At 56.4% G+C, this 10853-nt stretch carries 12 protein-coding genes and 5 tRNA genes; 9 read left to right on the top strand and 8 right to left on the bottom strand.

Translation table 11 applies throughout. The features are described 5' to 3' along the window. Positions 1–330: hypothetical protein (locus B5F94_RS16430; RefSeq protein ID WP_087328870.1), on the top strand; the 330-nt coding region annotated here is incomplete at its 5' end. Between the two features lie 183 nt (positions 331–513). Here B5F94_RS16430 and B5F94_RS06635 read toward each other — a convergent pair. The 5 genes from B5F94_RS06635 to B5F94_RS06615 form a co-directional block, all read right to left on the bottom strand. Continuing rightward, positions 514–589, bottom strand: a tRNA-Lys gene (locus tag B5F94_RS06635). Positions 590–592: 3 nt separating this feature from the next. Next, positions 593–667, bottom strand: a tRNA-Gln gene (locus B5F94_RS06630). 62 nt (positions 668–729) lie between these two features. Continuing rightward, positions 730–805: transfer RNA gene (locus tag B5F94_RS06625), tRNA-His, on the bottom strand. A 25-nt stretch (positions 806–830) separates the two neighbouring features. Further along, a tRNA-Arg gene (locus B5F94_RS06620) sits at positions 831–907 on the bottom strand. A gap of 3 nt (positions 908–910) precedes the next feature. Continuing rightward, positions 911–984 (bottom strand) — tRNA-Gly (locus tag B5F94_RS06615). Between the two features lie 170 nt (positions 985–1154). Here B5F94_RS06615 and B5F94_RS06610 point away from each other — a divergent pair. Then, entirely contained in the window at positions 1155–1817 is a 663-nt protein-coding gene (locus tag B5F94_RS06610) for an HD domain-containing protein (protein ID WP_087187762.1), read from the top strand. 54 nt (positions 1818–1871) lie between these two features. On the opposite strand, the gene B5F94_RS06605 is transcribed toward B5F94_RS06610, so the two are convergent. After that, the gene (locus B5F94_RS06605) at positions 1872–2648 is read right to left on the bottom strand and encodes a hypothetical protein (protein ID WP_087187761.1); all 777 of its coding nucleotides are present in this window, start codon (positions 2646–2648) and stop codon (positions 1872–1874) included. Between the two features lie 220 nt (positions 2649–2868). Here B5F94_RS06605 and B5F94_RS06600 point away from each other — a divergent pair, with 220 nt between their 5' ends. The 6 genes from B5F94_RS06600 to B5F94_RS06575 all read left to right on the top strand — a co-directional run bounded on the left by B5F94_RS06600 (position 2869) and on the right by B5F94_RS06575 (position 6783). Then, positions 2869–3906 (top strand): FAD:protein FMN transferase, encoded by a 1038-nt coding sequence (locus B5F94_RS06600; protein ID WP_087328868.1) that lies wholly within the window; start codon positions 2869–2871, stop codon positions 3904–3906. Beyond that, positions 3887–4288, top strand: a complete 402-nt coding sequence (locus tag B5F94_RS06595; RefSeq protein ID WP_087187759.1) for a NusG domain II-containing protein — start codon at positions 3887–3889, stop codon at positions 4286–4288. Before B5F94_RS06600 ends, B5F94_RS06595 begins: the two co-directional genes overlap by 20 nt. 46 nt (positions 4289–4334) lie before the next feature. After that, on the top strand, positions 4335–4844 hold the full coding sequence (locus B5F94_RS06590) for a Gx transporter family protein (RefSeq protein ID WP_087266757.1): 510 nt from the start codon (positions 4335–4337) through the stop codon (positions 4842–4844). An 86-nt stretch (positions 4845–4930) separates the two neighbouring features. Then, positions 4931–5326 (top strand): cytidine deaminase, encoded by a 396-nt coding sequence (cdd, locus tag B5F94_RS06585; protein ID WP_087266760.1) that lies wholly within the window; start codon positions 4931–4933, stop codon positions 5324–5326. Next, entirely contained in the window at positions 5326–6486 is a 1161-nt protein-coding gene (locus tag B5F94_RS06580) for a DUF362 domain-containing protein (protein WP_242965613.1), read from the top strand. The genes cdd and B5F94_RS06580 overlap by 1 nt, the downstream gene beginning before the upstream one ends. A gap of 87 nt (positions 6487–6573) precedes the next feature. Continuing rightward, complete coding sequence (locus B5F94_RS06575) at positions 6574–6783, top strand: DUF378 domain-containing protein (RefSeq protein ID WP_087187755.1); 210 nt, start codon at positions 6574–6576, stop codon at positions 6781–6783. Positions 6784–6839: 56 nt separating this feature from the next. Here B5F94_RS06575 and B5F94_RS06570 read toward each other — a convergent pair whose 3' ends face one another. Further along, entirely contained in the window at positions 6840–7970 is a 1131-nt protein-coding gene (locus B5F94_RS06570; protein ID WP_087328864.1) for a S41 family peptidase, read from the bottom strand. A gap of 257 nt (positions 7971–8227) precedes the next feature. On the opposite strand from B5F94_RS06570, the gene B5F94_RS06565 reads away from it, so the two are divergent. Beyond that, positions 8228–9403 carry an IS110 family transposase gene (locus tag B5F94_RS06565; RefSeq protein ID WP_087328878.1) on the top strand — a complete coding sequence of 392 codons (1176 nt, stop codon included), beginning with the start codon at positions 8228–8230 and terminating at the stop codon, positions 9401–9403. A 187-nt stretch (positions 9404–9590) separates the two neighbouring features. Here B5F94_RS06565 and B5F94_RS06560 read toward each other — a convergent pair whose 3' ends face one another. Further along, a complete protein-coding gene (locus B5F94_RS06560) occupies positions 9591–10853 on the bottom strand; it encodes a murein hydrolase activator EnvC family protein (RefSeq protein WP_242965612.1) in 1263 nt (420 codons plus the stop codon).

Below are 10853 nucleotides of genomic sequence, written 5' to 3'. Positions count from 1 at the left end.
ATGCAGCAGGTCAAAACCGGCCTTGTTAAATACATTGATACTGACGTTCTCCCCCATCTGACCGGCATTAAAAAGCTGGGCCTGGGCATCTACACGGCGCTGGCCGCCAACAACGTGGTTGGCCTGATGGAGAAGTACCGGGAGCATCCTGCGGTCGCCGTTCTGGACATGATCGACGCCGAGGGCAACGTGGATATCGACAAGCTATACCAGGCTCTTGCTCCGCAGTTTTCCAACGGAGAAAAGCAAACTATCAGTATTCCGCTCATTGGAGACATGACCGTTGACCGCACCGACCTGGAAAAACTTTACCGTTATATTAAGGGGTGACAATTATGAAAATGATCGCTGAGATCTAGGTAAACCCGTGTGTAACGCCGTGTGCAATTTCTGCACTTGAACCCGGTTTTTCATTACGGAAGCAGGAACTGAAAACGCCAAACCGGAATCGCGCTTTCTATTGCAAGAGTAAGAAAAAACCCTGTAGCCGTTGAAGCTACAGGGTTTTCTTTTTGGTGACCCGTCGGGGATTCGAACCCCGGACCCACTGCTTAAAAGGCAGTTGCTCTGCCGACTGAGCTAACGAGTCATATGGCTGGGATGGCTGGGCTCGAACCAGCGAATGCGGGAGTCAAAGTCCCGTGCCTTACCACTTGGCTACACCCCAACATGGCTGGTCAATAGCAAAGGGGCCGGAGCGGACGCTCCGGCCCTTCCGCCATGCGTTTATGGGGTGGGTGACGGGACTCGAACCCGCGACACTCGGAACCACAATCCGATGCTCTACCAACTGAACTACACCCACCATATGGAAAAACCAAACGGGAAAATGGCACGCCTGAAGGGACTCGAACCCCTGACCCACTGCTTAGAAGGCAGTTGCTCTATCCACCTGAGCTACAGGCGCGTATGGAGCGGGTGATGGGAATCGAACCCACGCGACCAGCTTGGAAGGCTGGGATTCTACCATTGAACTACACCCGCATGGGCGCTGACTGTTGTTAAGTACGTCAGCCAGAATATAGTAGCATACCATTTGCTATTTGTCAACGCTTTTTTGCACAGTCCAGAAAAATTTTTCTCCAACTTGCAAAACAGGCCTTCCTTGGTTATGATGAGAGAGCAGGCTATCTGGCAGAGGAGGAAATCCCGGTATGAAAATCAGTTATCAGATGGTACGCCAAGCGGAAGAGATCCGCACCTATATCACACAGGCTGACCATTCGCTGTCGGCACTGGGTTTTACAGAACACAGCTTTGCCCATGTGACACGCTGCGCTGAGGTCGCTGCTGACATTCTGGTACAGCTTGGTTATGATGCTCATCAGCAGGAACTGGCCCGCATTGCTGGTTTTATGCACGACATCGGCAACGTGGTCAACCGCCACGATCACGCCCAAACCGGCGCGGTTATGGCCTTTCGTATTTTGGATAAGATGGGAATGGAACCGGCAGATGTAGCCGCTGTCATCACCGCCATCGGCCATCACGACGACTCTACCGCCTTCCCGGTCAATCCTGTGGCCGCCGCCCTGATCCTTGCCGACAAGACAGACGTGCGCCGCAGCCGGGTCCGCAACAAGGAGCACCAAAGCTTTGACATCCATGATCGGGTCAACTACGCCGCCGAGCGTTCCGATCTTTCGCTGGACAAGGATGCCGGTACCATTACCCTGACTCTGACCATCAATACAGAGTTCTGTGCCGTTATGGACTACTTTGAGATCTTTTTAGAGCGGATGCTCCTGTGCCGCCGAGCGGCCGAGCACCTGAGTCTCCAGTTCAAGCTGGTCATCAACGGTCTGGCTCTTCTGTAAGAGAAAGCCCGGTTCGGCGTTTGCCGAACCGGGCTTTTTTATTCTTTCACGCAATTACATGAGACGCACGGTGTAGTAGACCGCCAAGATCAGCAGCCAGGCTACCAATACGCCGTACAGCAGTGCCAGGGCTCCCAGCACACACGCAGCGATTACCACCACGGCGACCAGGGCACAGGTCACATAGAGCATGGCGTAGTTCGCGTTCTTGGGCAGGATTTCCTTGCTCTTACCTTTGATGTTCCACACACCCTTGTGAGCCTGGAGCATCCGGAAGCACACGGCGGCAACCACAACGATCACGGCCAGTACAGCCAGATAGCCATATCCCACCAGAGGACTGCTGGCAGCCTGAGCAGCAACCTTAACGCCCAGCAGACCCAAAGCACCGAGTACCGCAGCAAAGAAAAATTCCCGCTGATAGAGATAGTAAATCAGCGCCAGCACGGCCACCGCAGGCACCGCGATGTACAGGAAATTGATGCCCTTGTCATAGAAGTAATGAATGACCACCGCACACACGGCCAGCACCAGAGAAATCCCGGTCAGGACCCCCGGCAGACAAAGAGAACGGCCTGCACGCCAGAATACCAGGGTCCAAATCAGCAAAACCACGAAGCAGATCGGCAGTACAATGGACAATACATTGAACATTCCCTGAAGGGCTACCGCAATATAGACCTGTTCAGTGGTAAAGTTTACATATACCTTGTTCAGCAGAAGGAGCAGAGCCTCCAGCACCACAGCGCCCAGAATCCACCAGAGGACCTTAGTCAGAACGATGTCTTCTTCCCGTGCGCGCTGGGCTTTCTGTTGTTCTTTCTTATTCATGTATCCATCTCCTGTGGCAAAGTGTTCGGCAGATATGGCGAACAACCCTGAATCATCAATCCCATATAGTTTATCAGAATCTGCCGCATATTGCAAGTCAAGAATCCCTTTTCTCTTTTCAATCGTGAAAAACTATGCTAGAATAAGGTCTGCAAAAAATTCCGAAACCGCGGCGCCATCGGTCTTTGGCGGAGCGGCACCATGCAGAATGGAGTCAATCATGAAGCGTTTTCTTCCTTTCCTTTGCTGCCTGCTTTTCCTGGCTGGCTGCACCGCCCCCTCTGCCGATGCGGAACCTGCACAGGTCCAGTTCTTTTCCATGGACACCGTCATGTCCATCCGTGTATATAACGAAGGCGGCGAAGATGCCATCCAGGCCGCCCGGCAGGAGGTCGAACGTCTGGACAAGCTGCTTTCCCGCACCAATCCGGACAGCCAGATCTCTCTTCTCAACAGCCATGCCGGAGACGGCACCCTGATCTCTTTGGATGCCGAGGTGGCAGATCTGCTGTCCTTTGCCAAATCAGTTTCTCAGCTGCTGCCCGGCTGCTTTGATATCACCATCGCGCCTGTGATGGACGCCTGGGGCTTTACCAAGGAGGAGCGCCACGTTCCTTCAGCTGAGGCTTTGGCCGACGCTATGTCTCTGGTGAACAGCGAAGCCCTCATTGTGGATGAGGCCTCCTCCTCTGCCCGACTTGAGCAGGCAGGCATGGAAGTGGACCTGGGCGCGGTGGCTAAGGGCTTTGCCGCCGGCCGGGCGGACGCCGTGCTGCGAGAGTATGGCGTTACTTCCGCTCTGCTGGATCTGGGCGGCAACGTCACCGCCATCGGCAGTAAGCTGGATGGTTCCGCCTGGCAGGTGGCGGTCAAAGACCCGCAAAACACCTCGGAGGCTCTGTGCGTCCTCTCTCTGGAAGATCAAACCGCCTCCACCTCCGGCGGGTATGAGCGCTATTTTGAGGAAAACGGTCAGACCTATCACCACATCATCGATCCCAAAACCGGCTATCCCGCCGACAGCGGTCTTTTGTCCGTGACGGTGATTTCCTCCGACCATATGCTGGCCGACGCTCTCTCCACCACCCTGTTTGTAGCCGGTCCGGAGGAGGCGCTGGACTTCTGGCGCAGCAGGGATGATTTTGAGCTGGTGCTGTGTACGCAGGACAACAGGGTAATCGTCACCGAAGGTCTGGAGGCGGGCTACCGCCCCGCCGGTGAGGATCGGGGGTATACCTATGAGATCGCCCGCCGCTGATCGCCGCCGTCCCACCCTGTGGGACGGTCTGGTCGTACTGGCTGTAGTGGCTTTCGCGGTACTTCTGGTATTCCTGCTGCGCCCTGCAGAGGGCAGCGCCGTCACCGCCGTCATCACCCTGGATGGCGAGACAGTGGCCCAGTATCGCCTGGATCAGCTGTCCCAGCCGGTTACGCTGGATGTGGAAGGGGCAGCCTACCCCCTCACCATCCGGGCGGAACAGGGGCGCATCTGTATTGAACACAGCGACTGTCCCAGTCAGGACTGTGTGCGTACCGGCTGGATCAGCCGCCCGGGGCAGCAGATCATCTGTCTGCCCAACCGGCTGGTCATCTCTCTGTCCGGTACGGAGCCTGAACCCTTTGACGCGGTAACAGGCTGAAAAGTTCCCCACCTGCGTTTCTTTTTTCCTGGAAGGAGGTTCGCCTGTGTCTGTTTCCCTCCGACGGCTCACCCGTTCGGCAGTCCTCACGGCCCTGGCCCTGGCTCTCTCCGTGGCGGAGGGCCTGGTCCCACTGACCATTCTTTTCCCCCTTCCCGGCCTGCGGCTTGGCCTGGCCAATCTGGTCACCGTGTACGCCCTGTGCCGTCTGTCCGGCCGGGAGGCTCTGCTGATTCTCATCGCCCGCTGTCTGCTGGGTTCCCTGCTGGGAGGCAACCTGATGGCATTGGCCTTCTCCCTCACCGGTGGCCTGCTGGCTCTTGGCGTCATGGCCCTGCTGCTGCGGCTGCCAGGCCTGTCCCTGTTCGGGGTGTCCATTGCCGGCGCTGCCGCTCACAATACCGGACAGATCCTGGCTGCTATGGTCGTGTTGGGCACTCCCGCTCCTCTGGTTTATCTGCCCCCCCTGCTGCTGTGCTCTCTGGTCACCGGAGCGGTCACCGGCGGAGTCTCCATTCTGCTGGTCCACCGGGTCCCCTTCCCCGGAAAGGTATGAATGGGAGTTGTCACACCTGAAAAAAGGTGGTAAAATGAGAGCCCAATCTCATTTTACCACCTTTTTATTTGTCAGGAGGGATTGCTATGACCGACCGGGAACTGGTGGATCTGGCCTTTACCATGCTGGAACGCTCCTATGTCCCCTACTCTCATTTTCCTGTGGGCGCCGCCCTGCTGTGCGCCGACGGGACGGTATTCACCGGCTGTAATGTGGAAAACGCTGCCTACGGCTCCACCATCTGCGCCGAGCGCACCGCTCTGGTCAAGGCGGTGAGCGAGGGCCACCGGGATGACTTTGTCCGGTTGGCTGTGGTGGGCAACTCTGCCGACTACTGCTGGCCCTGCGGTGCCTGCCGTCAGATGCTCTACGAATTTGCTCCCGACCTGACGGTTCTGGTGGGCCGCTCCGACCGGGACTTCGTTCGCCTGCCCCTCCATGAGCTGCTCCCCCACGGCTTCGGGCCCAAGTCTCTGGCGTGATGGGAAACCAGGTTTACGTCGTCTCCTGCACCGATTACGCCAAAGCGGAGACTGCACTGCGGAAAACGGTGGAGCGGATGGGCGGAATTTCCCGGTTTGTCCAGCCGGGGGATCGTATCCTACTGAAGGCCAATCTGCTCCGCCCCGTCCCGCCGGAGGCGGCGGTTTGTACCCACCCGGCGGTGATCGGCGCTATTGCCAAGCTGATCCGGGAGGCCGGGGGCACTGCCGTCATCGCCGACAGTCCCGGCGGCGCGCTTCAAAAGGAATCGGTACTCCGCAATCTGTACGAAAAGACCGGCGCGGCCCAGGCCGCTCAGGAGTCCGGGGGCGAGGTCTGCATGGACCCCTCCGCCTGTTTAGTAGAGCTGCCGGAGGGAAAGGTGCTCCGGCAGGCCGAAATCATCTCCCCCGCTCTGGACTGTGACGGCATCTTTGATCTGTGCAAAATGAAGACCCATGTCTTTATGGGCATGACCGGCGCGGTCAAAAACAGCTTCGGTCTCATCCCCGGCCTGACCAAGGTGGGGTTCCATGGCTCTCACCCGGATCAGGCCCAGTTTGCCCAGGTGCTGTTGGATCTCATTGGCTTTATGAAGCCCCGCCTCAGCGTCATGGACGCCGTTCTGGCCATGGAGGGGGAAGGTCCCGGCTCCTCCGGTACGCCCAGACAGGTAGGCCTGCTTCTGCTCTCAGATAATCCTCTGGCTCTGGATGTGATCGCCGGGGAGATCATGGGGCTGCCCCGAAACAGCAACCCCGTTTTGCTGGCAGCGGAGGCCCGGGGGCTGTCTCCCACCCGTTGGGAGGATGTGGAGCTGATCGGCGCCCGTCTGGATGACTTGCGCATCCCGGACTATAAATTTCCTGCCAACGTGCGGAGCAATCTGATGGAGTTTCTGGGGCCCCTCACCGGCGCCGCCGGGCGGCTGTGTAAGAGCCTGCTGTCCCAGACCCCCAGGGTACAGTCCAAGGTGTGCGTGGGGTGCGCCATCTGCAAAAACGCCTGTCCCGGCAAAGCCATCACCATGACCGGCCCCGACGGCACAGCCAAGATCCACCCGCGCTCCTGTATCCGCTGCTACTGCTGTCATGAGTTGTGCCCCCACAAGGCGGTAAAGCTGAAACGCAGCTGGCTGGGCAAGCTCTTAGGCAGCTAAATGGCGGCATTTAAATTTTTTGAATATTGCACACAAAACAGGATATGCTAACAGCGGTATCTCAATTTGGAGGAGGCAGCATATCCTATGTTCCTGGACAAGATCGCCCTGGTCCTTGCCATTATCGGCGGACTCAACTGGGGCAGCATCGGCATTTTTCAGTTTGACCTGGTAGGCTTTCTCTTCGGAGGACAGTCCAGCACCTTCAGCCGCGTGATCTTTACCCTGGTTGGTCTGGCGGCTATCTGGTGTATTTCTCTGCTCTTCCGGGACCTGCGGGACAAAGATCACACCTAAGCGCCATTTTAAAACGGGCCTTCCGCAACATCATGTTGCGGAAGGCCCGTTTCCTGTTAGTTTTGCTCCAGCAGGTCCAGAGCCGCCTCCAGCTGGGCATCTCCCTCATCGGTGAGATAGACCTCCCGATCCAGAGTCAAACCGGTCCCGATCAGCGACGTACCGCTGCCGGTAAAATAGGCCCCGGTGGAAATTGCCATAGCGCCGCCGTGGGGCAGGGCGAAGGTCTGCTGAGAATAGCCCTTCCCGCTGGTGGGCTCGCCCACAATGACCGCCACTCCCTGCTCCTGGAGCTCGGCAGCAAAGAACTCAGCGGCAGAGTAGGTATTGGCATTGACCAGCACTGCCATGGGCAGATCCACACAGGCGGCATCCGACTGGGTAACCTCCTCATTGCCTGCCCGGTTCCTGCTGATGAAGATGGGTCCCTCGGGCAGCAGGAAGTCCAGCATTTCGGTCAGCTCACTGAGGTAACCGCCTCCGTTGTTGCGCATATCAAATACCAGCGCCTCGGCGCCCTCTTCCTGGAGACGGGTCACCTCTTCCTTCAATCGGTCAGCGCTGTGGTCATAGAAATTGGCCAGGGCCACATAGCCCACATTGCCCTCCAGCATCTTGGCTGTGACCGGATCGCTGTCCAGGCTGGCCCGGGTCACCTCCACCGTGCGGGTCTCCCCGTCGGTTCCCAGAACCTCCAGGGTAACAGTTGTCCCCTCCTCGCCCTGGATACGCTCAGCACCCTCATAGCGGGCCTCGCCGGCCAGTGAGAAGCCGTCCACCGCGGCAATCACTTCACCGCTCTGGAGGCCGGCAGCCTCCGCAGGACCGCCTTCTGTTACCTCTACAATGGTCAGGCCATCTTCCGACTCATAGTTCACTGTAACACCGATGCCCACATACTGGTTGGTGCGGCGCTGGTTCTGTGCCTCATACTCCTCCTCTGTGAGGTAGTAGCTCCACCGGTCTCCCAGACCGTCCACCATACCGCTCAGGGCAGAATCCACCACCTGCGTCTCATCGTACTCTCCCACAAACCGGCTGTTGACCAAGTAGAGGCCCTCCAACAGGGACAGACCCTCCTTGCCAAAGATCCCATAGAAAACAGCCAGCAGCACCCCTGCCGTCAGGAGCATGGTGACCGGCAGCAGGATGATCAGATGGAGGGCGGAGAAGCGTTTGGTTCGCATACTGTATCATTTCCTTGTATTATAGAGTAGTAGTTATTAAAGCCCCTCTCCAAGGGCTGTGCTACACTGTAAGGGATGCTGTGGATTGGTGATCATCTCCTACCACAAGATGGCTCAAGAAAGGTTCCAACCACAGCCCCTTACACTTTTGTTGATCAGTTAAATACCGCCAGACGGTTTATGTGGAACAAGGCTACAAAAGTAAGGCGCACTGTGGATGCAGCATCACATATTTACCGCTGGAGGGATTTGTTATGGTGATTTCTGTTGGTATCGATGTCTCAAAGGATAAACACGATTGCTTTATCGTCAACTCTGAGGGCGAAGTCCTGGCAGATGTGTTCACTATCCCCAACAACATGGATGGGTTTCACTATCTGTTACAACGAATCCAGGATTGCGCCAACACGCAGAACAAAATAAAAGTAGGGCTTGAGGCGACCGGACATTACAGCTACAATCTGCTCGGGTTCCTTCTCGACAACGGTCTACCCACCTATGTCTTGAATCCCTTGCGCACAAACCTTTACCGAAAAAGCCTCAGTCTCAGAAAGACCAAAACCGACCGGGTGGATGCACGAACGATTGCCACTATGCTGTTATCCGATGCGGGCCTCAAGCCCTACACAGATACAGCATACCACAACGAGGAATTAAAGTCACTGACCAGATACCGTTTTGACAAGGTGAAGGAGCGTGCCAAGCTGAAAAGTTCTGTCTCCCGACTGGTCTGCATCCTGTTCCCCGAACTGGAAAAGCTGGTTCCTTCTCTGCATACTGCTTCTGTCTACACCTTACTGGAAGAATTCTCCGGTGCCAAACAAATTGCCGCAGCTCATTTGACGAGGCTGAAAACACTGCTCGAAACCGCCTCTAAAGGCCACTACAAACGGGACATGGCTCTTGAAATCCGGGATGCCGCCAGAAATTCTATTGGCTCCTGGATGCCTGCCAAGTCTCTTGAATTGCAGCACACCATCCGGCTCATCCGAGAACTGGACGACGAAATTGCTGAAATTGAAAAGCAAATTCAAGCCATTATGGATGAACTTAATTCTCCCATTACCACTATCCCAGGGATTGGATTCCGAATGGCTGCCATGATTTTTGCTGAGGTTGGTGACTTCACTCGTTTTGATTCCCCGGACAAGCTGTTGGCCTACGCTGGGATGTCGCCCTCAACTTACCAGTCTGGACAACTCAAGAATTGCTACCCACACATGGAAAAGCGTGGCTCTCGATACCTACGCTACGCTCTTTACAACGCGACCAAGTATGTCTGCCACTGGGATCCGACCTTTGCTGCCTATCTTGCTAAGAAGCGTGCGGAGGGCAAACACTACAATGTCGCGCTTTCTCATGCTACAAAAAAGTTGGTTCGTCTAATATTTGCTATGGAGAAATCCAGGCAGCCATATTGCTCGGCAGCTTGAGGGCAACTACTTGAATAGCCAGCAGAGGTCTGACAAGACCTTAGCTTTGCTATACCTTTTTTGAGCTATCCTTTTTCACCACCACCATTCATTTTGGGGCTTGACTTTTAATAGTTAATCTTTCTGAACGTAATAAGCAAAGAAGGGCGGAGGGGTTGCCCCCTCCGCCCTCATGTACCATTCAATTTTACCACGGGGGAGTCAAATTCAGCGACGGGAATTTGCTCTCCGGATCCACCCGCGTATAGTTGTCCCGCACTTCAAAGTGGAGATGATTGCCGGTAGAACTGCCGGTGGTACCCACATAACCGATCACCTGCCCCTGGGTTACCATCTGGCCCTCGCTCACCGCACGGGAACTCATATGGGCATACAGGGTAGAGTTACCGTTGCCGTGGTCGATGACCACATAGTTGCCGTAGGAGTAGTGATAGGCAGAGGTGACCACCTGCCCGCTCTTGGCAGCCAGAATAGGCGTTCCACCCGACGCGGGGATATCAATGCCGGTGTGACTGTGGGCCACACCGGTGATGGGGTGGATGCGGTAACCAAACAGAGAGCTGAGACGGTAATATCCGGGCAGGGGCCACAGATAACCAGTCTCCGAGGAGATCACGATATTGTTCTGCTTCCGCTCCTCCTCCAGCTGCTTCTGCTTCTGGGCGATCTCTGCCTGGATCTCAGAAGCTGCGGCGCTCTCCGCATCCAGTTGGCGGTTAACCTCGGCTGTATCCGCGTTGATCTGATCCACAAGGGCCTGAGCCTCAGCCACCTTGGCCTGCTGTTCGGCCTTCTTGGCCTCCTGCTGTTCCTTGGCTGCCTGCTCCTCTGCCCGTGCACTCTCCAGCTCGCCCTGGACCCGCTCCAGCTCCTCTCGGGTAGCAATCAGCTGGTCCATGACCTCATTGTCGTATGCCATGACCGCATCCACATCGGCAATGCGGTCCAGCAGGTCGGAGAAACTCTCGGCATTGAAGAGGATAGACCAGTAGGACACCGTCCCCTGTTCCTCCATCATCCGCACCCGCTGGCAGAACAGGTCGTACTGCTCCGCTTCCCGAGCCTCCGCCTCCTTACGCTCCTCTTCCTTCTGGGCAATCTCTCCGTCATAGTAGGAGATCTGGGCGTCAATGTTGGCAATCTCAGCATTGATGGCATTGAGCTGCTCGGTCAGCAGCTGCCGCTTTTCCTGGGCAGCAGCCTGATCGACCTCAAGATCAGCCAGCTGATCTTTCAGGGCATCCTGTTTGGCCTGACTCTCCTCCTGCTCCTTTTTCAGAGCATCGATCTCACTCTGGGTCACAGCTCCTGCGCTGCTGATAATCATGCTGACCATGGGCAGCAGCATCAGCAGCGCCAATACCGCTGCCAGGACGCCAACTACCACGCGCCGGGGTTCTACCTTCTTTGTGGAGTTTTTCTGATTGGTTTTCTTTCCGCTTTTTGCCAC

This window comes from Flavonifractor sp. An4 (assembly GCF_002161755.1).
Taxonomy (GTDB): Bacteria; Bacillota; Clostridia; order Oscillospirales; family Oscillospiraceae; genus Flavonifractor; species Flavonifractor avicola.
The sequence above is the reverse complement of the archived record's forward strand: the minus strand, read 5'-3'. Positions and strand labels throughout refer to the sequence as shown.

Coding starts and splice junctions, on each gene's coding strand:
- B5F94_RS06570 (WP_087328864.1), bottom strand. CDS start 7,970: ATGCGAACCAAACGCTTCTCCGCCCTCCATCTGATCATCCTGCTGCCG.
- B5F94_RS06605 (WP_087187761.1), bottom strand. CDS start 2,648: ATGAATAAGAAAGAACAACAGAAAGCCCAGCGCGCACGGGAAGAAGAC.
- B5F94_RS06580 (WP_242965613.1), top strand. CDS start 5,326: ATGGGAAACCAGGTTTACGTCGTCTCCTGCACCGATTACGCCAAAGCG.
- B5F94_RS06595 (WP_087187759.1), top strand. CDS start 3,887: ATGAGATCGCCCGCCGCTGATCGCCGCCGTCCCACCCTGTGGGACGGT.
- cdd (WP_087266760.1), top strand. CDS start 4,931: ATGACCGACCGGGAACTGGTGGATCTGGCCTTTACCATGCTGGAACGC.
- B5F94_RS06610 (WP_087187762.1), top strand. CDS start 1,155: ATGAAAATCAGTTATCAGATGGTACGCCAAGCGGAAGAGATCCGCACC.
- B5F94_RS06600 (WP_087328868.1), top strand. CDS start 2,869: ATGAAGCGTTTTCTTCCTTTCCTTTGCTGCCTGCTTTTCCTGGCTGGC.
- B5F94_RS06575 (WP_087187755.1), top strand. CDS start 6,574: ATGTTCCTGGACAAGATCGCCCTGGTCCTTGCCATTATCGGCGGACTC.